This window comes from Rhodococcus sp. AH-ZY2, assembly GCF_030916465.1.
GTDB lineage: Bacteria > Actinomycetota > Actinomycetes > Mycobacteriales > Mycobacteriaceae > Rhodococcus > Rhodococcus ruber.
This window is the reverse complement of record NZ_CP126458.1, coordinates 2,886,254-2,907,612: the sequence shown is the minus strand read 5'-3', so window position 1 is coordinate 2,907,612 and position 21,359 is coordinate 2,886,254. Positions and strand designations below refer to the sequence as shown.

The 21,359-nt window shown below is 71.1% G+C and carries 22 protein-coding genes, 2 tRNA genes, 1 other RNA gene and 1 pseudogene; 17 read left to right on the top strand and 9 right to left on the bottom strand.

Features of this window, described 5'->3' with window-relative positions; all coding sequences use genetic code 11:
• Window positions 1-15 precede the first annotated feature (15 nt).
• The 13 genes from ftsX (at window position 16) to QNA09_RS14360 (ending at window position 9,019) form a co-directional block, all read left to right on the top strand.
• On the top strand, window positions 16-921 hold the full coding sequence (gene ftsX, locus QNA09_RS14420) for a permease-like cell division protein FtsX (RefSeq protein WP_010594669.1): 906 nt from the start codon (window positions 16-18) through the stop codon (window positions 919-921).
• Between the two features lie 93 nt (window positions 922-1,014).
• The gene (smpB, locus tag QNA09_RS14415) at window positions 1,015-1,488 is read left to right on the top strand and encodes an SsrA-binding protein SmpB (protein ID WP_010594668.1); all 474 of its coding nucleotides are present in this window, start codon (window positions 1,015-1,017) and stop codon (window positions 1,486-1,488) included.
• 8 nt (window positions 1,489-1,496) lie between these two features.
• Window positions 1,497-2,339 (top strand): DMT family transporter, encoded by an 843-nt coding sequence (locus QNA09_RS14410; RefSeq protein WP_010594667.1) that lies wholly within the window; start codon window positions 1,497-1,499, stop codon window positions 2,337-2,339.
• 101 nt (window positions 2,340-2,440) lie between these two features.
• Window positions 2,441-2,809, top strand: a transfer-messenger RNA (tmRNA) gene (gene ssrA, locus QNA09_RS14405).
• A 67-nt stretch (window positions 2,810-2,876) separates the two neighbouring features.
• Window positions 2,877-3,233: a CrcB family protein gene (locus QNA09_RS14400; protein WP_010594666.1), complete on the top strand. Its 357-nt coding sequence runs from the start codon at window positions 2,877-2,879 to the stop codon at window positions 3,231-3,233.
• Window positions 3,230-3,574: a fluoride efflux transporter CrcB gene (crcB, locus tag QNA09_RS14395; protein WP_026137790.1), complete on the top strand. Its 345-nt coding sequence runs from the start codon at window positions 3,230-3,232 to the stop codon at window positions 3,572-3,574. The genes QNA09_RS14400 and crcB overlap by 4 nt, the downstream gene beginning before the upstream one ends.
• A 78-nt stretch (window positions 3,575-3,652) precedes the next feature.
• Window positions 3,653-5,287, top strand: a complete 1,635-nt coding sequence (pgm, locus tag QNA09_RS14390) for a phosphoglucomutase (alpha-D-glucose-1,6-bisphosphate-dependent) (protein WP_010594664.1) — start codon at window positions 3,653-3,655, stop codon at window positions 5,285-5,287.
• A 62-nt stretch (window positions 5,288-5,349) separates the two neighbouring features.
• Window positions 5,350-6,558 (top strand): MFS transporter, encoded by a 1,209-nt coding sequence (locus tag QNA09_RS14385; protein ID WP_017680855.1) that lies wholly within the window; start codon window positions 5,350-5,352, stop codon window positions 6,556-6,558.
• Window positions 6,559-6,584: 26 nt separating this feature from the next.
• Window positions 6,585-7,073, top strand: a complete 489-nt coding sequence (locus QNA09_RS14380) for a MauE/DoxX family redox-associated membrane protein (protein WP_010594662.1) — start codon at window positions 6,585-6,587, stop codon at window positions 7,071-7,073.
• 37 nt (window positions 7,074-7,110) lie between these two features.
• Window positions 7,111-7,857 (top strand): thioredoxin domain-containing protein, encoded by a 747-nt coding sequence (locus QNA09_RS14375; protein ID WP_010594661.1) that lies wholly within the window; start codon window positions 7,111-7,113, stop codon window positions 7,855-7,857.
• A gap of 132 nt (window positions 7,858-7,989) precedes the next feature.
• Window positions 7,990-8,065 (top strand) — tRNA-Ala (locus QNA09_RS14370).
• Between the two features lie 73 nt (window positions 8,066-8,138).
• Window positions 8,139-8,211, top strand: a tRNA-Ala gene (locus QNA09_RS14365).
• A gap of 391 nt (window positions 8,212-8,602) precedes the next feature.
• Window positions 8,603-9,019 (top strand): hypothetical protein, encoded by a 417-nt coding sequence (locus tag QNA09_RS14360; protein WP_010594660.1) that lies wholly within the window; start codon window positions 8,603-8,605, stop codon window positions 9,017-9,019.
• On the opposite strand, the pseudogene QNA09_RS14355 reads toward QNA09_RS14360, so the two are convergent.
• The 3 genes and pseudogenes from QNA09_RS14355 to QNA09_RS14345 all read right to left on the bottom strand — a co-directional run.
• Window positions 9,020-10,021, bottom strand: a pseudogene (locus tag QNA09_RS14355) (AMP-binding protein); the annotation flags it as partial.
• A gap of 12 nt (window positions 10,022-10,033) precedes the next feature.
• Entirely contained in the window at window positions 10,034-10,522 is a 489-nt protein-coding gene (locus tag QNA09_RS14350; protein WP_244213165.1) for an AMP-binding protein, read from the bottom strand.
• Window positions 10,515-11,300: an IclR family transcriptional regulator gene (locus QNA09_RS14345; RefSeq protein ID WP_017680852.1), complete on the bottom strand. Its 786-nt coding sequence runs from the start codon at window positions 11,298-11,300 to the stop codon at window positions 10,515-10,517. Before QNA09_RS14345 ends, QNA09_RS14350 begins: the two co-directional genes overlap by 8 nt.
• A gap of 242 nt (window positions 11,301-11,542) precedes the next feature.
• Between QNA09_RS14345 and QNA09_RS14340 the strand changes: the two genes are divergently transcribed.
• Entirely contained in the window at window positions 11,543-12,820 is a 1,278-nt protein-coding gene (locus QNA09_RS14340) for a LuxR C-terminal-related transcriptional regulator (RefSeq protein ID WP_010594657.1), read from the top strand.
• Here QNA09_RS14340 and QNA09_RS14335 read toward each other — a convergent pair.
• The gene (locus QNA09_RS14335; RefSeq protein ID WP_064066103.1) at window positions 12,804-13,352 is read right to left on the bottom strand and encodes a gluconokinase; all 549 of its coding nucleotides are present in this window, start codon (window positions 13,350-13,352) and stop codon (window positions 12,804-12,806) included. The two genes, QNA09_RS14340 and QNA09_RS14335, sit on opposite strands and share 17 nt — an antisense overlap.
• Window positions 13,353-13,385: 33 nt before the next feature.
• Window positions 13,386-13,700 carry a WhiB family transcriptional regulator gene (locus tag QNA09_RS14330; protein ID WP_003938109.1) on the bottom strand — a complete coding sequence of 105 codons (315 nt, stop codon included), beginning with the start codon at window positions 13,698-13,700 and terminating at the stop codon, window positions 13,386-13,388.
• A gap of 265 nt (window positions 13,701-13,965) precedes the next feature.
• On the opposite strand from QNA09_RS14330, the gene QNA09_RS14325 reads away from it, so the two are divergent.
• The 3 genes from QNA09_RS14325 to QNA09_RS14315 all read left to right on the top strand — a co-directional run bounded on the left by QNA09_RS14325 (window position 13,966) and on the right by QNA09_RS14315 (window position 16,911).
• On the top strand, window positions 13,966-15,051 hold the full coding sequence (locus QNA09_RS14325; RefSeq protein WP_010594655.1) for an S-(hydroxymethyl)mycothiol dehydrogenase: 1,086 nt from the start codon (window positions 13,966-13,968) through the stop codon (window positions 15,049-15,051).
• 116 nt (window positions 15,052-15,167) lie between these two features.
• On the top strand, window positions 15,168-15,827 hold the full coding sequence (locus QNA09_RS14320; RefSeq protein WP_017680850.1) for an MBL fold metallo-hydrolase: 660 nt from the start codon (window positions 15,168-15,170) through the stop codon (window positions 15,825-15,827).
• 61 nt (window positions 15,828-15,888) lie between these two features.
• Window positions 15,889-16,911: a GTP-binding protein gene (locus QNA09_RS14315; RefSeq protein ID WP_026137788.1), complete on the top strand. Its 1,023-nt coding sequence runs from the start codon at window positions 15,889-15,891 to the stop codon at window positions 16,909-16,911.
• A gap of 33 nt (window positions 16,912-16,944) precedes the next feature.
• Here QNA09_RS14315 and QNA09_RS14310 read toward each other — a convergent pair whose 3' ends face one another.
• The 4 genes from QNA09_RS14310 to glp all read right to left on the bottom strand — a co-directional run bounded on the left by QNA09_RS14310 (window position 16,945) and on the right by glp (window position 21,247).
• Window positions 16,945-18,399, bottom strand: a complete 1,455-nt coding sequence (locus tag QNA09_RS14310) for a DEAD/DEAH box helicase (protein WP_119699871.1) — start codon at window positions 18,397-18,399, stop codon at window positions 16,945-16,947.
• 175 nt (window positions 18,400-18,574) lie between these two features.
• Window positions 18,575-19,021, bottom strand: coding sequence for a molybdenum cofactor biosynthesis protein MoaE (locus QNA09_RS14305; protein ID WP_010594651.1), 447 nt, complete (start codon window positions 19,019-19,021; stop codon window positions 18,575-18,577).
• Complete coding sequence (gene moaCB / locus QNA09_RS14300) at window positions 19,014-20,060, bottom strand: bifunctional molybdenum cofactor biosynthesis protein MoaC/MoaB (protein WP_017680847.1); 1,047 nt, start codon at window positions 20,058-20,060, stop codon at window positions 19,014-19,016. Before moaCB ends, QNA09_RS14305 begins: the two co-directional genes overlap by 8 nt.
• Window positions 20,057-21,247: a gephyrin-like molybdotransferase Glp gene (gene glp, locus QNA09_RS14295; protein ID WP_043805479.1), complete on the bottom strand. Its 1,191-nt coding sequence runs from the start codon at window positions 21,245-21,247 to the stop codon at window positions 20,057-20,059. The genes moaCB and glp overlap by 4 nt, the downstream gene beginning before the upstream one ends.
• Between the last annotated feature and the right edge of the window lie 112 nt (window positions 21,248-21,359).

The following is a 21,359-nucleotide window of genomic DNA, read 5'->3' as shown; positions in this document are numbered from 1 at the left end:
GGACTTCGACACTCCATGCGTGCCAGCTTCATCCTGAGCGAGGTCGCCACCGGCCTGCGCCGCAACCTGACCATGACCGTCGCGATGATCCTGACCACCGCGATCTCCCTCGGCCTGTTCGGCGCGGGCCTGCTCGTCGTGCAGATGGCGGACAAGACGCAGCAGATCTTCCTCGACCGGGTCGAGGTGCAGGTGTTCCTCACCGAGGACATCTCGACCCTCGACCCGGACTGCGAGCAGGACATCTGCCGGACCCTGCGCTCGGACCTCGAGAACACCCCGGCAGTGGTGTCGGTGCAGTACCTCAACCGCGAGGACGCCGTCGCCGACGCGACCGAGCGGGTCTTCAAGGACCAGCCGGAACTCGCCGAACTCGTCAGCCCCGAGAGCTTCCCGGCCTCGTTCAAGATCAAGCTTTCCGACCCCGACCGGTTCGGGGTGATCGAGGACCAGTTCGCCGTCCGCCCCGGGGTCGACAGTGTCCTCAACCAGAAGGACCTCGTCGAGAGGCTGTTCAGCGTGCTGGGCGGCGTCCGCAACGCCGCGTTCGCGATCGCCACGGTCCAGGCGGTCGCTGCGATCCTGCTCATCGCGAACATGGTGCAGATCGCCGCGTTCACCCGCCGCACCGAGGTGGGCATCATGCGGCTGGTGGGCGCGACCCGCTGGTACACCCAGCTGCCGTTCCTGCTCGAGGCCGTCGTGGCGGCCGTGATCGGCGCGGCGCTGGCCATCGCCGGGTTGTTCGCCGCGAAGGGTGCCTTCGTCGACGAGGTGCTCTCGGAGGTCTACGAGGCCAACATCGTCGCCCGCATCTCCAACAGCGACGTACTGCTCGTCTCGCCGATCCTGGTGCTGGTGGGCGTCGGCATGGCGGCGTTGACCGCCTACGTCACCCTGCGCCTGTACGTGCGCGAATAGCTCCGCGCCGGTGCGCGGGAATATCCGGTTGTCTCCGCTACCTATGCTGTACACAGATCTGTCGGACGCATCGAGGACCGGAGGGGCCCGAAAGTGAAGGAAAAGGGCCGCAAGGTCATTGCGACCAACCGCAAGGCGCGGCACAACTACACCATTCTGGACACGTACGAGGCCGGAGTCGCACTCCTGGGCACAGAGGTCAAGAGCCTGCGCGAGGGCAAGGCCTCGCTCGTCGACGCGTTCGCCACCGTCGACGACGGTGAGGTGTGGCTGCGCGGGTTGCACATCCCCGAGTACGGACACGGTACGTGGACCAACCACGCCCCGCGGCGCACCCGCAAGTTGCTGCTGCACCGCCGGGAGATCGACAACCTCGTGGGCAAGACCCGCGAGGGCAACCAGACCCTGGTGCCGCTGTCGATGTACTTCTCCGACGGCAAGGTGAAGGTCGAGCTGGCGCTGGCCCGGGGTAAGCAGGACTACGACAAGCGCCAGGATCTGGCCCGTCGCACCGCCGAGCGTGAGGTGACCCGCGAACTCGGCCGGCGGGTGAAGGGCATGCGCTGACGGCGATCGTGCTCGCCCTGGTGGCCGCGGTCGGCTACGGGGTGAGCGACTTCCTCGGCGGAGTCGCGTCCCGGCAGGTGGCGGCGCTGCGGTTCGTGCTCGTGTCGTACCCGCTGTCGCTGTTGCTGGTGCTCGCCGTCGCGCCGCTCGTCGGCGGTGACGTCACGGCCGGGTCGCTCGGCTGGGGTGCGGCGGCCGGTGTGGCCGGCGGCGTCGCGATCTGGTGGTTCTATCTCGCGCTCGCCGCCGGTCCGATGTCGGTGGTGTCCCCACTCACCGCCGTGCTCGTGGCCGGGATCCCGGTGCTCGTCGGCATCACGGCGGGGGAGCGGCCCGGACCGGTCGCCTACGCCGGAATCGCGATCGCCCTCGTCGCCGTCGTGCTGGTCAGCAGGGAATCGAGGGAGAGCGTCGCCGGGGACGAGCAGCCACGCTTCACCGCGAACGTGGCGTGGCTGACCGTCGGCTCCGGGGTCGCGTTCGCGCTGATGTTCGTCGCGCTGCACCGAGTCCCCGAGGGCACCGGCCTGTGGCCTCTCGGCATGTCGCGGCTCACCGCGACGCTCGTGGTGTGGGCCGTGGCTCTGGGGGTGCGGCAGCTGATCCGGCCGCCGGGGCGGGTGTACCCGCACATCGTCGCGGTCGCGGTCCTGGACGTGATCGCCAACGGTGCGCTGATGTTCGCCTTCCAGGGCGGCATGCTGTCGCTGGTCAGCGTCATCGGCGCGCTGTACCCGGCGGCGACCGTGCTGCTGGCGATGATCGTGCTGGGCGAGCGTATCGGGCGTGGTCAGACGGCCGGCATGCTGCTCGCCCTCACCGCCGTAGGCATGATCACCGCGGCCGCGTGACGGCTGTGATCCACGTCATCCGCGGCGCGGCGGAAATGGGAATGACGAAGGGGGGTCCGCGCGTTAGAGTGGGTAGTCCTGCGAAGGTCGCAGGTACGTACGGGGCTGAACGGTTTCGACTGCGTACGTTGAGCTAGGGGAAGCGTGTCGGTGCAGGCAAGAGACCACCGTAAGCGTCGCTGCAAACCAATAAGCGCCGAGTCTACTCAGCGCGAGTACGCCCTCGCTGCCTAAGCGAGTGCGTCTCTGTCAGACCGGGTGTGCTCCCGCCCCGGATCCTGGCATCGACTAGGGAGCTTCACCGTACGGCTCGGTCGCGGAGCCGGACGGGACAGCAAACAGCGACTGGGATCGTCATCTCGGCTTGTTCGCGGGACCGGGAGATCCAAGTAGAGACATAGCGAACTGCACACGGAGAAGCCCTGGCGAGGCGGCGGAGGACCCGGGTTCGATTCCCGGCAGCTCCACCGGAACGCGAAGGACCCCGGCCACCCGGCCGGGGTCCTTCGCATCTGCCGGACCTCTACGGTTACCGGCATGGAGTACAAGCCGACGGCCGTGGTCGCCGCGGGCGGAGCGGTGGGCGCCGTGGCCCGGTACGCCCTGGCCGTGCAGTTCCCCGGCATCTGGACGATCGCGGCGATCAACGTCGCCGGCTCGCTGCTGCTCGGCCTCGTCGCCGCGCTGCTCGGTCCCGATCGCCTGTGGCGCCTGTTCCTGGGTGTCGGCGTACTCGGCGGCTACACCACCTTTTCCACGTTCGCCGTCGACACCGTCCGCCACCCCGCGACGGCCGTCCTGTACGTGACTGTGACCCTCGTCGGGGCACTCACGGCGGCACGCGTCGGGATGGCCACCGGTGAGGCGTGGCGGCACCGGTCGGCGACCCGATGACCGTCCTGCTCGTCGCCGTCGGCGGCGGTGCCGGTGCGGTCCTGCGCTACCTCGCGGGCCGGCACGTCCGCTCCTATCGCAGCGTCCCGGTGGCGACGATGACGGTCAACGTTCTGGGCTGCCTGCTGCTGGGCCTGCTGTCCGGCGCCGCGCTGGCACCGGCGACGTTCGCGCTGCTCGGCACCGGATTCTGCGGAGGCCTGACCACCTATTCGACGTTCGCCGTCGAAGCGGTCGGTCTCGTACGCGTGCGCCGCCCGGCCACCGCGACGGCATATGCGGTGGTGAGCGTGCTGGCCGGGACGGCCGCGGCCTGGGCCGGGTTCGCCCTCACGTCCTGACCGCCGGCGATCGACGCGCGCGGTGCACGCAGGCCGGGCAAGATGAGCAGGGCAAGGTCGGGTGGACGAGGAGGTCACATGGCGCACGAACGAGCGGGACAACCGGCGGCAGCCGCGGATCTGGAGGATCTCGCGCACCTGGTCACCGCGTACTACACGGTGACGCCGGACCCGCAGGATCCGTTGCAGCAGGTTGCCTTCGGCACCTCGGGTCACCGCGGATCGAGCCTCGACGGCGCCTTCAACGAGCAGCACATCCTCGCCACGACCCAAGCGATCGTCGAATACCGGGCGGCGCAGCAGGTCACCGGGCCGCTGTTCCTCGGCCGCGATACCCACGCGCTGTCGGAACCGGCATGGACGAGCGCACTCGAGGTGCTCGCCGCCAACGGCGTCGATGTGGTCGTCGACGCCCGCGACCGCTACACACCCACCCCGGCCGTGAGCCACGCGATCCTGCGGCACAACGCCGCCGCCGGATCCGGGGCCCGCGCCGACGGGATCGTCGTCACCCCGTCGCACAACCCGCCCCGCGACGGCGGATTCAAGTACAACCCCCCGCACGGTGGGCCGGCCGACACGGACGCGACGTCGGCGATCGCGGCGCGCGCCAACGAGCTGCTCGCCGCGGGACTCGACGGGGTGCGCCGGGTCCCTGCCGCCCGGGCGCTCGCCGCAGCCGGCCGGCACGACTTCCTCGCCGCCTACATCGACGACCTGCCGAACGTCGTGGACCTCGACGCCGTCCGCGAGGCCGGGCTGCGCGTCGGCGCCGACCCCCTCGGCGGTGCGAGCGTCGACTACTGGGGCGAGATCGCCGAGCGGCACCGGCTGGACCTGACCGTCGTCAACCCGCTCGTCGACGCCACGTGGCGGTTCATGACCCTCGACACCGACGGCAAGATCCGGATGGACTGCTCGTCGCCCAACGCGATGGCGTCGCTGATCGGCACCCGCGACCGCTACGACCTGGCCACCGGCAACGACGCCGACGCCGACCGGCACGGCATCGTCACCCCCGACGGGGGGCTGATGAACCCGAACCACTACCTCGCGGTCGCCATCGACTACCTGTACCGGCACCGTTCCGGGTGGTCCGCCGAGGCGAAGGTCGGCAAGACCCTCGTGAGCTCGTCGATGATCGACCGGGTGGCCGCGGGCCTGGGCCGCGGGCTGCTCGAAGTTCCGGTGGGCTTCAAGTGGTTCGTTCCCGGCCTGCTCGACGGCACCCTCGGATTCGGCGGGGAGGAGAGCGCCGGCGCGTCGTTCCTGCGGCGCGACGGCTCGGTGTGGACCACCGACAAGGACGGCATCCTGCTGGCCCTGCTCGCGTCCGAGATCACCGCCGTGACCGGCACGACCCCGTCCCGGCGCTACGCCGAGCTCGCCGAGCGCTACGGCGACCCGTCGTACGCCCGGGTGGACGCACCCGCCACGCGGGAGCAGAAGGCGGTGCTGGGGAAGCTCTCGCCCGAACAGGTCGACGCCACCGAACTGGCCGGCGAGCCGATCACCGCGACCCTCACCGCCGCGCCGGGCAACGGTGCCGCGATCGGCGGACTGAAGGTCACCACGGAGAACGCGTGGTTCGCGGCCCGGCCGTCGGGCACCGAGGACGTGTACAAAATCTACGCCGAATCGTTCCTCGGCCCCGACCATCTCGCGCAGGTCCAGGACGCGGCCCGCGACCTGGTGTCCCACGTTCTCGGCTGAGTCCGTACCGGCGGGACGCGCCTGCCGGACCGGTCGTGCGCGTCGCTAACATCAGGCCCATCATGCGAACACGCGACGCCGCCTTGCCGCGGGAGATCTGGGTCCTGGTCAGCGCGGCCTTCGTCATCGCTCTCGGCTTCGGTCTCGTCGCGCCCGCGCTGCCGCAGTTCGCGCGCAGTTTCGGCGTCGGGGTCACCGCGGCGTCCGTCGTGATCTCCGCGTTCGCGGCCATGCGGCTGCTGTTCGCTCCCGCCAGCGGAAAACTCGTGCAGCGGCTGGGGGAGCGGCCGGTGTACACCGCCGGTGTGCTCATCGTGGCGCTGTCGACCGGCGCCTGCGCCTTCGCGACGGACTACTGGCAGCTGCTGCTGTTCCGGGCGCTCGGCGGGATCGGCTCGACCATGTTCACCGTCTCGGCGTTCGGGTTGCTGATCCGCATCTCCCCACCGAACGCGCGGGGCCGGGTGTCGGGGCTCTACGCGACGAGCTTCCTGCTCGGCAACATCGGCGGTCCGCTCGTCGGCGGCGCGCTGGTAGGACTGGGGTTGCGGGCACCGTTCCTGATCTATGCGGTGGCCCTCCTCGTCGCAGCGGCCGTCGTGTTCGTGAGCCTGCGCCACTCCGCGCTCGCCGCGCCGGACTCGGGCGCCGGCATGCCCGCGATGCGGCTGCGGGAGGCCCTGCGGTCGCCGGTGTACCGGGCCGCACTCGGATCGAACTTCGCCAACGGCTGGGTCGTCTTCGGCGTGCGGGTGGCGATGGTGCCGCTGTTCGTCGTAGAGGTGCTCGGACGCGACGCCGGGCTCGCCGGGGTGGCGCTGACGGTGTTCGCCGTGGGCAACGCCCTGGTCCTGATGGTCTCCGGGCGGTTGTCCGACCGGTTCGGCCGCCGCCCGTTCGTCCTGCTGGGGCTCGTGGTGTGCGGGACCAGCACCATCGCGATGGGCCTGACCACGAACCTCGCGCTGTTCTTCGCGACCTCACTGCTGGCCGGCGTCGGGTCGGGCCTGATGAACCCGGCCCAGCAGGCGTCCGTCGCCGACGTCGTCGGCAGCAAGGCGCGCGGCGGCCCGGTGCTGGCGACGTTCCAGATGACCGCCGACGTGGGCGCGGTGATCGGACCGGTCGCCGCCGGAGTCCTGGCGCAGCACCTGTCGTACGGGGCCGCCTTCGCCGTGACCGGTGCCGTCATGCTGCTGGTGGCCGTGCCCTGGGCGCTGGCGCCGCGGCTCACCCGGGAACCCGCGGTGACCGAAGCCACGGAGCGCTGAGCGTCGACCTCGGTACTGTCGATGACGTGTGGATTCCCCTGCTCAGTCTGATCGCCCGGCTCGGTCTCGCCGCCGTGTGGCTGATCTCCGGCTGGATCAAGTTCGTCGATCCGTCGCAGACCGTGGTGGCCGTCCGCGCGTACCAGCTGCTGCCCGAGGTCCTCGTGCGGCCCGTCGCGGCCGGGCTGCCGATCCTCGAGCTCGTGCTCGGACTGCTGCTGCTGATCGGGCTCGCGGTGCGCGCGGCAGCGGTCGTGGGGGCGGCCGCGCTGCTGACGTTGATCGGCGTGATCGCGTCGGTGTGGGCGCGCGGGCTGTCGATCGACTGCGGGTGTTTCGGTGGCGGTGGGGCCGCCGACGTGGACGGCTGGGACTACGCCGGAGAAATCGCACGAGACCTCGGCTTCCTCGCCCTGGCCGCATGGCTGACCGTGTTCCCCCGCAGTCCGCTCGCGCTCGGTCCCGGCTCCCGGGCGAGGCTCTCAGCACGCACTCAGCCCGCGATGGCAGAGTGATCCCGCATCGATACCCGGACAGCGAAGGGCAGATTTCGTGAGCGCCAAGAAGGTCAAACCGGTCAAGTACACGCCGGAGCCGACGTCGAGCAAGTCCACCTTCATCCTCGGCGGGATCGCGGTCGTGGTGATCGCGGTGCTGGTCATCGGGGGGGTGCTGTGGCAGGCGAACCGGAGCAAGGCGCGCAACGAGGGCTACGGGACGGTGCAGAACGCGGCGGTGCAGGTGGAGTTGCAGGACGACGGGGTCGTCCTCCTCGGCCTCCCCGACGCCGCGACGACGATCGACCTGTTCGAGGACCCGCTGTGCCCGTACTGCGCCGAGCTCGAGCACAAGCACGGTCAGGAACTCGCGCAGGCGATCGACGCCGGCGACGTCGCTGTGCGGTACCACATGCTCGCGTTCCTCGATCAGCTCTCGGCGAGCGGCGACTACTCGACCCGCGCGGTCGCGGCCGGTCAGTGCGTCGCGCAGGCCGGGGACGCGACGGCGTTCTCCGCGTTCCACGGTGCGCTGCTCTCGCCGGAGAACCAGCCCGCCGAGCGGGGCGACAGCGACCTCACCAATGCCGAGCTGGCACAGATGGCACGGGACGCCGGGGCGTCCGACGAGGCGGCGCAGTGTGTCGCCGACGGCGCGCGCGTCGAGCAGGCTGCGGTCGACGCGGAGGCGGGACGGCAGGCGCTCGCGGCGGCGGGCGCGTCCGGCACCCCCGCGGTGGTGCACAACGGCACCGTGATCGACGCACTCGGTAACGACAACTGGGTGGCCGAGCTCGGCTGAGGTGGCGGCGACGGTGGTCGGACGGACGACCGCCGTCGCCTCCCGGTCCGCACTGACCAGGCGATTTGTTGTCGTCGACGGCGATGGTGTAATTTTCTCTTCGCACCGGGAGTAAATCCCGGGTGACGGTACGGGGCTATGGCGCAGCTGGTAGCGCACCACACTGGCAGTGTGGGGGTCAGGGGTTCGAGTCCCCTTAGCTCCACCATCGCGACACGAGGCGAGAGTGAATGCTCTCGCCTCTTGTCGTGAGAGGCCACCTCGGGTGGTCCGGTTGTTCAGGGGCTATGGCGCAGCTGGTAGCGCACCACACTGGCAGTGTGGGGGTCAGGGGTTCGAGTCCCCTTAGCTCCACTCCCGCACCCTCTCCACCCCCTCCGGGACGCCCCGATCGTTGTGCGGCCGGACCGGTATCCCGGGCAATGCCGACATTTTCCCCCTCGGAACCTGCTTCATGCTCTCTCGTAGCGGCGCACACTGTGATGGATCGCTTCGAAAACGGGAGAGGTGAGCTGTCGTGTCCGAAGGTTCGAACATTACCCCGGGTTCTTCTGCCGGTGCCGGTGCCGCACCGGGTGCGGGTGCTACTGCCGGTTCGGGTGCTACTGCCGGTTCGGGTGCCACTGCCGGTATGGGTGCCACTGCGGCAGCGGGTGCGTCTGCGCGCCATGCGGGTGGTGCCCACGAGGGTGGCGGCCCCGCCGCCGCTGTCCGCCACGGATCGGGGCCGGCGACCGGCTCGGGATTGAAGCAGGGTTTCGCCGCCGGCACGTCGATCGCGGCCGGCATCCTGCTGGCCACGGTCGGTGTCCTGCAGTTCCTGCAGGGCATCGCCGCGATCGCCAAGGACGACATCATCGTCGTGGGGCAGGAATACACCTTCTCCTGGGACGTCACGGCGTGGGGCTGGGTGCATCTGATCCTGGGCATCCTGGTGGCCGTGGTCGGTCTCGCGCTCGTCACGGGGGCGACGTGGGCGCGCGTCGCCGCGATCGTCATCGCGGCGCTGTCGATCATCGTGAACTTCCTGTGGCTGCCCTACTACCCGGGCTGGTCGCTCGCGATCATCGCGATCGACGTGGTGGTGATCTGGGCGGTGTCGACCTGGGACGCCGATCGCACCTGGGACGCCGGTCGTACCGAGCCGGGCTACCGTCCCTGATCAATCCTCGTACAAACGCTGCACGACGTCGGCGCAGCGCACGAGCACCCGCTCCGGCAGCGGGTGCCCGTGCGCGTCGACGTCCGTCGGCGGAAGCGGTGCGGGCAGCACGATGAACCGGCGAATGCGTTCCCAGCGGCCGAGGTCCGCGTTGAGCCGGTCGACGGCGGCCGCGGCCTCCGCCGGTGGGATCGGCCGGTCCGACATGGGGACGACCAGTCCCACGCAGTAGGGCCGGAGTTCACCTGCCACGACGAGGTCCGCGTCGGGCAGCAGTGCCCGGAACCGGCGTGCGACGGCAGCAGGCGCGACGTACTTGCCGGTGGAGGTCTTGAACACCTCCTTCTTACGGCCACGCAAGGTGACGAATCCGTCGTCGTCGACGGCGCCGCGGTCGCCGGTATGGAACCAGCCGTCGCGGTCGATGGCGGCCGCGGTGCGTTCGACATCGTCGTGGTACCCGGCCATGACCGCAGGGCTGCGGACGAGCAGTTCCCCGTCGGGGGCGATACGAACCTGCGTGCCGGGCAGGGGCCGGCCTACGGAGCCGAGACGCCGGCTGTCCGGGCGGTTGACGCAGGACGGTCCCGCCGTCTCGGTGATGCCGTAGCCCTCGAGGGCCGGCACACCGGCCCCGTCGAACCACTCGGCCAGCGGGCGGGCGAGCCGGGCCGACCCGGACAGCACGAATCGCAATCGACCCAGATCCGCGGCGCCGGACTCGACGCCGGTGCGGATCTTGCCCAGTACATGGGGAACGGATCCGAGGAAGGTGGGCCGGACGTCGCCGAGGTGCCGCACCACCCGGTCGGCGCGGCCGTCGACGAACGTCGGCAACCCCAGGTGCACGCCCACGAACAGCAAGGCGCGCCCGAAGACGTGGGAGAGCGGCAACCAGAGCAGTTGCAGGTCCGAGGAGGTGAGCATCCCCAGGCGGGCCATCGCCCGGGCTTCGTAGGCGACGGCAGCGTGCGACAGACAGGCACCCTTGGCGGTGCCGTCGGAACTGGAGGTTTAGATCAAGGTGGCCAGGTGGTCGGGGGTTACGCCCGCGATGCGGGCCGCCACCGCTTCAGGATCGGCGGCCAGGAGGCGCCGGCCCTCGTCCTCGAGCTCCCCGAGCCGATTCAGGTACAGCAGTGGCGTGGTGGGCAGCGGCCGGTCCGTGAACGTCAGCACGCTGCCCGAGTGCCGGAGCAGTGCCGCCACGTCCGCCGGCGGGGTAGCGGGGTAGATCGGCACGGTGACCGCCCCCGCACACACGATCGCCAGGTCGGCGAGGATCCACTCGTAGCTGGTGACGGCGCAGACGGCGACGTGCGCGCCCGGGGCGATGCCCCGTCCGATCAGCCCGGCGGCCAGCGCAGTGACCCGGCTGCCGACCTCGCCCCACGACACGCTCGACCAGTCGTCACCCGCGGGATGCCGGAACGCCTCCGCATGGGGCGTGCGGGCGACCCGGTCGAACAGCAACCGCGGCACAGTGCGGGCGGGTTCAGCCATCGCTGCTCGTCAATCCGCCGGGTCGCAGGGCGCGGCCGATCGCACGCGCCGCGGTGCGCACGAGCTGGGTCAATGCGGTGACCTGCGCGGTGTCGGCGGCCGCGACGATCGACAGTGCCGCGACGGCGATCCCGGGCCGCTCGAAGATCGGTGCGGCCACCGAGACTGCCTCCATCGTCACCTGGCGGTCGCTCACCGCGATCTCGGAACGGCGCACCTCGGCCAGGACCCGGCGCAGCTCGGCCGGTGAGGTGAGGGTGCGTTCGGTGAACCGTTCCAACGGCCGCGACAGCACCTCCTCCTGAACGGAGCGCGGGGCGAACGCGAGCAGCACGAGTCCCAGGCCGGACGCGTGGAGGGGAAAGGGACTGCCGACCCGGGCGAGGGTCTTCACCGCCCGCTGACCCCCCAGCCGTTCGACGAACACCACTTCTGTGCCCTCGCGCACGCCGAGCTGCACGTTCTCCTGGGTGATCTGCGACAGGTCTTCCAACACGGGCAGTGCCAGCTCGCGCAGCAGCGCACCGCGGGGCGCGAGGGCCCCGACCTGCCACAACCGGAGCCCGACGCTGAAGCGGCCGGACGAGTCGCGCTCCAGCGCGCCCCATTCGGTGAGATCCCCGGCCAGCCGGTGCACTGTGGTGAGCGGCAGACCCGTGCGCCGGGAGATCTCGCTCAGGGTCAGGCTGGGCTGCTCACGCGTGAACGCCTCGAGAAGGGTGAGCGCCCGTACCGTGACGGAACCGGTGGCCGGGCGGGCGGCGCCGGTAGGGGTCACGGTGTGTTCACCCCTTCCTCGGGAACTGCTCCGGCCGGGCCGGTACGACTCTGAGCGGAATGCTAGTCCAGCACTCGAGCGCGTTGTTCGGTTGCAGCATCGGATCCCGGTCGCGTCGATCCGGCGCGGTGAGCAGCACCGCCGCCCCGGGACGTGCACCCGGCCCGCCGACCTGCGCGCCCGGGGGAGCGCCCACCGAGCGGGGAGCCGGTTCCCCGGGCGTCCGCGCTATCGTGGCCGGAGTGAGCACCGCGATCCCGGCCCCCGACACGCTGATCACGCACCTACGGGACGTGCTGGTCGGGCCGCTCACCGAGATCGGCCAGCGCTTCTCGGCGCTGCTCACCGACCTGGTCCCGCACACCGCCCTGGTGATCTTCACGCGGGAATGCACCGGGCGGCCGCGCAAGGTGGCCGGCGACCCCGGTGTCGTCGACCGGGTGACCATCGCCGAACTCGACCGCATCCGGAGCGAACTCGCCACCGGGCAGATCCGTCGCGGCCCGGCCCGGATCGCGGGCCGGGACCGCGACGTGTGGGTGATCCTCGACGCCACCGATACGCTGCTCGTGCTCGTCCCGGACGGTGCCCGCACCGCCGCGATTCCCCTCGAGCTGGTCCGGGCACTGTTCGCCGTCGTGGCCACCGGCATCCAGCTCCAGGTCCGCAACGCCAGCCCGGCGTATCTCGCCGAATCGCGTGCCGCCTCGTCCGAACGCGCACGGACCGTCGCCGAGCTCACCGAGGCCCATGCGATGACACTCGAGTCGATCCTCGCGACGTTGCGGTCGAAGGACCTCGACGACACCCGGGCGCGCATCACCGCGCGTGAGACCGCCACCAATGCCCTCATCGGGCTCCGCTCGGCCGTCGACCGTCACCGCGAGCTCGCCGAGGAGGCAGTGACCACGGCCTTCGCTCGGCTGCACGGCGAGCTGCGTGGTCTGCTCCGGCACCGCGAGGTGGTTCTCGAGATGGTCGCCCCACCCGTGGACGGGCGGGCGCTGCCCGGAGAGGTCGCGCATGCCGCCCGGGCTCTCGCTCGCGGCGCGGTGCTCGCGATGTCCGCGCAGGCGGACCTCGGCCGCGTCCGGGTCGCCTGGCACTGTCACGGCGGCGACCTGCTGATCGACATCCGGGACGACGGGGACGGCGAGGCCGACGCCGCCGACCTCGCGCGGCAGTTGCGGGACCGGGCCGAGACCCTCGGCGGCACCGTGGAGGCCGAGTCCACACCGGGATGGGGTTGCCGCGTCGCGGCGCGGCTACCGCTCGACATGCCCGCTCCGGTGGCCGGTAGCTCCGCACTCGAGGCGCTGGCGGTGCTCGCGCCCCGTGAGGTGGAGGTGCTCGAGCACCTCGTCGCCGGCCGGCGGAACCGGGTGATCGCCGAGCGGCTCGGCGTCAGCGAATCGACGGTCAAGTTCCACGTGGCGTCGGTGCTCCGCAAGCTCGGCGTGAGCACCCGCGGAGAGGCGGCCGCGCTCGGCGCGGAGGCGGGGATCAAGGCCGCGGGCTGACGTCCGTCCCGGGCGTCCACTCGGCCGCGCGCCTGACGATTTCGGCGGCGATCTCGGCGGGCTCGGCGTCGATGCCGACGACGATCGCCGCCTCGTCGGGTTCGAGCGGCTCGAACGCGGCGAACTGCGAGTCCAGCAGGCCGGCCGGCATGTAGTGCCCGCGCCGTGCGCGCAGTCGTTCCCGGATCTGTTCGCGCGTGCCCGCCAGGTACACGAAGACCACGTTCTCACCGGCCAGGTCGTCGCGGTAGCTGCGGCGCAGTGCGGAACACGTCACCGCCCCCGGTCGGTTTCGCGCGGTGTGGTGCCGGATCCACTCGCCGATCGCCGCGAGCCACGGCGCTCGGTCCGCGTCGCCGAGTGGCCGGCCGGCGGCCATCTTCTCGACGTTGGCACGCGGATGCAGGTCGTCGCCCTCGAGCAGGTCCCATCCGAGGGTGTCGGCGACGAGTGCCGCGACGGTCGACTTACCGGAGCCGGACACTCCCATGATCACGAGAACCGGTGCGCCGGAGCGGCCGGGTGAGTCCATCTGTGCCTCCGTCGGTCGACGCCGGGGCGCTCGTCAGCGCCCCAGCATGCCCCACCGGGTGGACCGATTCACGGCGGCCCGGCGCGAGCGACGCTCGGACTCCGACATTCCACCCCAGACACCGTACGGCTCCCCGACTTCCAGGGCGTGGGTGCGGCAGCGCTCGAGAACCGGGCATCGGGCGCAGACGAGCTTGGCGCGGTACTCGCGCAGCTCGCGCGCGTGCCCACGTTCGCCGTCGGGATGGAAGAAGGCCGACGACTCGTGGCCGCGGCACGCAGCGTGCAGCTGCCAATCCCAGCTCTCGCTGCGGGGGTGGGGGAGGGTCACCGTGTTGGCGATCGACATTGCACTCCTCGGGCCTGCGAGGGGTCGCCTCGCCTGGACGCTGCGCCCTGTGAGGGCGGTCATACCTAAGCCTAACCCGACTTTCGTACTCGATCAACGACACTTCTGCATTCTTCAGGCAAAAGTGGCGGGGCTGGTCTTTCGGGCAGGTGAAGCCCGTCCTTCGATCAGGTACCGAGGCGTCTCGCCGCCGATAGCGTGTGCGCATATCGCGATACGTCGCCGACGTTGCGCGAGCACCGCACGAGAAGAAGGAGACACCGTCATGCCACAGCAGGTCCGGGGCGTCGTCGCCCGCGCGAAGGGCGCTCCCGTCGAGGTCGTGCCGATCGTCATCCCCGACCCGGGGCCGGGCGAGGTCGTCGTCGCGATCGCCGCGTGCGGAGTGTGCCACACCGACCTGCACTACCGGGAGGGCGGCATCAACGACGAGTTCCCGTTCCTGCTCGGCCACGAGGCCGCCGGGGTCGTCGAGTCCGTTGGAGAGGGCGTCGACTCGGTCGCGGTCGGCGACTTCGTCGTCCTCAACTGGCGGGCCGTGTGCGGGCAGTGCCGCGCCTGCAAGCGGGGCCGTCCGCAGTACTGCTTCGACACCCACAACGCGACGCAGAAGATGACCCTCGAGGACGGCACCGAGCTGACCCCGGCCCTGGGCATCGGCGCGTTCGCCGACAAGACCCTCGTGCACGCCGGGCAGTGCACCAAGGTCGACCCCAGCGCCGACCCGGCCGTCGTCGGCCTGCTCGGGTGCGGGGTGATGGCCGGACTCGGTGCCGCGGTCAACACCGGCGGGGTCACCCGCGGCGACTCGGTGGCGGTCATCGGCTGCGGCGGTGTCGGCGATGCCGCGATCATGGGTGCCCGCCTCGCCGGCGCCGACAAGATCATCGCGGTGGACCGGGACGCGAAGAAGCTCGAGTGGGCCACCGACCTCGGCGCGACCCACACCGTCAACGGCGCCGAGACCGACCCGGTCGAGGCGATAGCGGAGCTGACCGGCGGCTTCGGCGCCGACGTCGTCATCGACGCCGTCGGCCGCCCGGAGACGTGGAAGCAGGCCTTCTACGCGCGTGACCTGGCCGGCACCGTCGTCCTCGTCGGCGTGCCCACCCCGGACATGACCCTCGAGATGCCGCTGATCGACTTCTTCTCCCGCGGCGGGTCGCTCAAGTCGTCCTGGTACGGCGACTGCCTGCCCGAGCGGGACTTCCCGATGCTGGTCGATCTCTACCAGCAGGGCCGGCTGCCGCTCGAGAAGTTCGTGACCGAGCGCATCGCCCTCGATCAGGTGGAGAAGGCGTTCGAGACCATGCACCGCGGCGAGGTGCTGCGCTCGGTGGTGGTCCTGTGACCGGGGCGAGCGGAGCGACGGGGGATGTGACCGGGGCGAGCGGAGCGACGGGGGATGTGACCGGGGCGAGCGGAGCGACGGGGGATGTGACCGGGGCGAGCGGAGCGACGGGGGATGTGACCGGGGCGAGCGGAGCGACGGGGGATCGGCACCGTCTGCGTATCGACCGGGTCGTCACCCACGGCACCTTCGCCCTCGACGGCGGCGAGTGGGAGGTCGACAACAACATCTGGCTCGTCGGTGACGACGACGAGGTGGTCGTGATCGACGCCGCGCACACCGCACAGCCGATCGTCGACGCCGTCGGGGGCCGGAAGGTGGTGGCGATCGTGTGCACGCACGGGCACAACGACCACGTCACCGTCGCCCCGGAACTGGCCGCGACGCTCGACGCGCCGATCCTGCTCAACCCGGCCGACGACGTGCTCTGGGAGATGACCCACCCCGGGGTGCGGCACCGGCCGCTCGAGGATGGTGATCGGATCACGGTGGCGGGCACCGACATCCAGGCCATCCACACTCCCGGGCATTCGCCCGGCTCGACGTGCCTGTATCTGCCGGAGGCGGGTGAGCTGTTCACCGGCGACACCCTGTTCTCCGGCGGGCCGGGGGCGACGGGGCGCTCCTACTCGGACTTCCCGACCATCATCGGCTCGATCCGGGACAAGCTGTTCGCGCTGCCCGCCGAGACGAAGGTGCACACCGGTCACGGCGACGGCACGACGATCGGCACCGAGTCCCCGCACCTCGAGGAGTGGATCCGCCGGGGCAGCTGACCCGGCCGCGGTGCGTCCCGTCGCCGGACCGCCGGACGGGACGCACCGCTACGCTCGCCTCATGGCGAACGAGCGGATCCCCGTGGTGATCGTCGCAGGCTTCCTGGGCTCCGGGAAGACGACCCTGCTCAACCACCTGCTGCGCAACAACCGTGGTGCGCGAATCGGAGTGATCGTCAACGACTTCGGCGCGGTCAACATCGACTCGATGATGGTCGCGGGACAGGTCGACTCGATGGTCTCGCTGAGCAACGGCTGTCTGTGCTGCGCCGTCGACGTCGCCGACATGGACGCGATGCTCGACCGGCTCGCACACCGCTCCTCGGACATCGACGTCATCGTCGTCGAGGCCAGCGGACTCGCCGAGCCGCGCAACATGATCCGGCTCGTCGTGGGCTCGGGCAACGAGTACGTAGGCTACGGCGGACTCGTCCTCGTCGTGGACGCGGCCGAATTCGGCGGCACCCGTGAGCGGCACCCCGAACTCGACCAGCACGTCGCACTGGCAGATCTCGTGCTGCTCAACAAGACCGACCGCATCGACGGTGACGCCCACGACGAACTACTCGAATTGCTGTGCCGCCTCAACGACCGCGCCGCGATCGTGTCCACCGTGCACGGGCGCATCGATCCGGCGCTGTTGTTCGACATCCCCGAACGTCCCGAGCCGCAACCCGGCGAACAGCTCAGCCTCGACCGGTTGCTGTACGAGGAGCACGACGGCGAGCACACCCATCTGCACGACGGTTACGACGCCGTGGACTTCGATTCGCCGGTACCGCTGCATCCCCGCGCCCTCGTCGGCTTCCTCGAGGACCAGCCGGCCGGGGTGTTCCGAATCAAGGGGTACGTCCACGTCGTCGCCGGTGGTCGAACGCGCACCTATCTGCTGCACACCGTGGGCGACCACATCCGCTTCGACCCGGTGCGGCGTACGGGCGACATCCCTGCCACCACCCGGCTCGTCGTGATCGGTGCCGACCTGGACCCCGATGCGGTACGCGCCCGGCTCGCCGCGTGCGTACCCACCGAACCGGTGCCGGCCGATGCAATGCTGGCCGTGCACCGGTTCACGCCGCGCTGAGCGAAGGTGCGTGGACCCCCTACCGGGGTTTGTCTACCCCCGCGCGACGGTCGCCGACGTGCGGTTCGGGCGACGACGGCGGCTGCCCGGCTGTGCGCCGCGTTCCTGCCGTGCCGCCGGCTGCTCCTGCCGCGACGAGCTCTGCTGCCGGGCGGCACCGCCGCCGTGCTGCCGGGCGGCACCGCCGCCGTGCTGTCGGGCGGCACCGCCGCCGTGCTGCCGGGCACCGCGCTGAGCGGTCGCCCCGCTGCCGCCGCGTCGGGCCGGCCGTCGCGATGCGCCACCCGAGGGAGCCGCGGCCTGCTTGGCCGACGGTGCCACGTGCGGGGCGATCTCGCCGACCAGGTCCAGCACGTGCTCCGACTTCGCCGTCACCCGTACCGGGGTGACCTTGATCGCAGCCTTGCGCATGATGACGGCGAGATCCTTGCGCTGTTCCGGCAGGACCACGGTCACGACGTCGCCGGTGCTCCCGGCGCGGGCCGTACGACCCGAGCGGTGCAGGTACGCCTTGTGTTCGGCCGGCGGGTCCACGTGCACCACCAGTTCCACGTCGTCGACGTGCACGCCGCGGGCCGCGACGTCGGTGGCCACGAGCACCCGCGCCTCCCCGGAGGAGAACGCCGCGAGGTTGCGGTCGCGTGCGTTCTGCGACAGGTTGCCGTGCAGATCGACGGCGGGAATGCCGGACTCGGTGAGCTGACGGGCAAGCTTGCGGGCCTGATGCTTGGTGCGCATGAACAGGATTCGCCGGCCCGTGCCGGAGGCCAGGGTCCGCACGAGGTCCTTCTTCGTGTCGGCGTTGTCGACGTCGAACACGTGGTGCGTCATCGCCGCGACCGGGGAGTGCGCCTCGTCGACCGAGTGCAGCACCTCGTTGCGCAGGAACCGCGTGACGAGCTTGTCGACCCCGTTGTCCAGCGTGGCCGAGAACAGCAGGCGCTGACCGCCCTTCGGTGTCGCGTTCATGATCCGCGTCACGCCGGGAAGGAAGCCGAGATCGGCCATGTGGTCGGCCTCGTCGAGCACGGTGATCTCCACCGCGTCGAGTGTGACGAACTTCTGCCGCATCAGGTCCTCGAGCCGGCCCGGGCAGGCGATCACGATGTCCACGCCGCGGCGCAGCGCGTCGACCTGACGGTTCTGCGAGACCCCGCCGAAGATGGTGGTCACCCGCAGCCCGGCGACCCGCGCAAGGGGTTCGACGACCGCGGCGATCTGCGTGGCCAGCTCGCGGGTAGGGGCCAGCACCAGTCCACGCGGGCGGCCCGCGGCGCGGGTGGCGCCGCCGGCCAGGCGCGCGGTGAGCGGGATGGAGAACGCCAGCGTCTTGCCACTGCCCGTGCGGCCGCGGCCGAGCACGTCACGGCCGGCCAGCGTGTCGGGCAGCGTGTCGACCTGGATCGGGAACGGGCTGGTGATGCCGTTGTCGTTCAGGGACGCCACCAGGGTCCGGGGAACGCCGAGGTCGGAGAAGGAAACGGTCATAGGTACAGAACTGCCTTTCGATGCAGCGTGCACGCACTCCGAGACGATCTCGGAGGGCGCAGTGGATCGCCGCAAGGAAAGCCGATGCCGGTGTTGCATGCGGAGCCGGGCACGATCCCGGCCCGCCGGTATCCCACGACGGTGGGCATCGTCGTGATGCCCGAACTACCGCAGCCTACCCCACGCCGGGATGCTCGTCGGCGCACGCGTCGAGACCCACCCACTCGGACAGACCGTCGTCGAATCGCTGCCGCTTCCAGATGGGGACCTCGCGTTTGATGCGTTCGACCAGTTCGGCGCACACGGCGAAGGCTTCGGCCCGGTGCGGTGCCGCCGCCGCCGCTACCAGCGCGAGATCGCCGATGGTGAGATCGCCCACTCTGTGGACCGCGGCGACCGGCAGTCCCGAATCGGCAGCCACCTGTTCGCAGCAGCGGCGCAGGAAGTGCTCCGCCTCGGGATGGGCCTGGTACTCCAGCGCCTCGACCGAGCGCCCCCCGTCGTGGTTGCGCACCACGCCGCTGAACACCACGACCGCGCCGTGCTCCGGGCCGGCCACGGCGGCGTCCACGGTTCCCGGATCGAGCGGTTCGCTCGAGATCCGCGCCAGCAGTTCACTCATGCGCTCCTCCTCCGGCGACCTGAGCCAGCAGGTGGCCGAGAATCGGCTCGAGCACCGCCAGCCCGTCCTTCACGCCGCCCGGCGAGCCGGGCAGATTGACCACGACCGTGCGGCCCACGAGTCCGGCCACACCGCGCGACAGCGACGCGTGCGGGGTGACCTGCAGGCCGCGCAGGCGGATGGCCTCGGCGACCCCCGGCAGCTCGCGGTCCAGCAGTGCCAGCGTCGCTTCCGGCGTCGCATCCGTCGGGGAAGCACCGGTCCCACCGGTGGAGATCACGAGTGCGGGATCGCCGGCGAGCGCATCCTCGAGTCCCCACGCGATGTCCGCGTCGGCGTACACCAGCGGACCGCGCACCGTGAAGCCGCGCGTCTCGAGGAATTCCGCGATCAGCGGGCCCGTCCTGTCCTCCCGCGTACCGGCGGCCACACCCGTGGACGCGACGAGCACCGTCGCCGGTGCGCCCGTCTGCTCGACGAACTCGGCGTCCTCCGGCGCGACGGTCCCGGCCTCCCCGGCAGTGGTGGTCTCCTCCTCGCGACGACGCCAGTGCCCGCGTTTGCCGCCGTCCTTCGAGAGCAGCCGCACCCCGTTCAGCGCCGCGGCGGGGTCGACGGCCTTGACCATGTCGTGCAGCGTCAGCCCGGCCACCGCGACGGCGGTGAGGGCTTCCATCTCGACGCCCGTGGGGCCCTTCGTCTTTGCCGTGGCTTCGATCGTGATCGCGTTGCCGGTGAACCCGAAGGTGACCTGCACCGACGACAACGCGAGCTGGTGACACAGCGGAATCAGCTCCCACGTGCGCTTCGCCGCAGCGATCCCGGCGATCCGCGCGGTGGCGAGCACGTCCGCCTTGGGCATGTCGTCGGCCCGCACCAGCGACACCACCTCCGCGGTGGTGACGAGCTCGCCGGCGGCGACCGCGACGCGGGCGGTGTCGGACTTGCCGGACACGTCGACCATCCGGGCGCGGCCACGGTCGTCGAGGTGGCTCAGCGGCCCGCTGTCGGGCGTGGTGACGTCGTGCGGTTCGGTCATAGAGGCAGCACCCTTACGAGTTCTCCGGGTTCGAGGCCCGTGGTGTCGGCGGGGATGTCGAGCAGCACATCCGCGGTGGCCATCGCGGCGATCAGGTGGGACCCGGCACCGGGGATCGCCACCACGGCGTCGCCGTCGCGCCGTCCGCGCAGGAACTGACGCTTGCCGGGAACGGAGGCGAGACTCGTTGCCAGAGGGCGCTTCTCGGGGTCGATCGCGGGCAGGCCCGCGGCGGAGCGCAGCACCGGCCTCGCGAACACCTCGAACGAGACCAGTGCGCTGACCGGATTGCCGGGAAAGGTCAGCACCGGTACCGCATCCACGAGCGCCGTGCCCTGCGGTCCGCCCGGTTGCATCGCCACGGAGACGAACTCGGCACCGCGCGGGCCGAGCACGTCCTTGACGACTTCGAAGTCGCCTTTCGACACCCCACCCGAGGTGAACACCACCTCGGCCACGGAGGCAGCGTGCGCGAGTTTCGCTGCGAACACCTCCGCGTCGTCGCCGCTGCGATCCACCGAGACCACCAGCGCGCCGTTGGCGGCCGCGCCGGCGGCCAGGGCCGGCCCGTTCGAGTCGTGGATCCTGCCCGTCGCGAGAACGCTGCCGCCGGGCACCAGTTCGCTGCCGGTCGAGATCACCGCCACGCGCGGCCGGGTGCGGACGGGCACGTGGGTGAGACCGACGGCGGCGAGGGCCGCGACGTGCCGGGCGGCGACGACGGTCCCCGCCGGCAGCAGGGGGCGGCCGCGACCGATGTCGCTGCCGCGTTCGCGCACGAACGCGCCCGGGGCGGGCGCTGTGCGCACGGTGACGTGACCTCCGCCGTCGGTCACGGTGTCTTCGACCGGGACGACGGCATCGGCGCCGACGGGCAGCGGCGCCCCGGTCATGATCTTCGTCGCAGTTCCCGGCACGTGCGTCGACTCGCCGTCACCGGCTGCCAGGACGGCACGAACGGGCAGGGTCACCGGTGCGGTGGTGACCGACGCCGTGTCGACCGCGTAGCCGTCCATCTGGGAGTTCCGGAAGGTGGGCAGGTCGATCGGAGCGACGAGGTCCTCGGCCAGTACCCGGCCGAGCGCCTCGAGCAGCGGGACCGGCTCGGTGCCGCGGATCAGCAACGGGGAGAGCAACGTCGCCACGTGTCGCGCATGCTCCTCCACCGACCGCCTGCCGCCCGCCATGGACCAATCCTAGGCACATCGGTCACGGCGCCGTGCGGCCTCGTCCGGGTCGTGTCCGTGCTCCTCCCACGCGACGGGGCGCGCGACGGCATACTGAGGGTCATGAGGACGG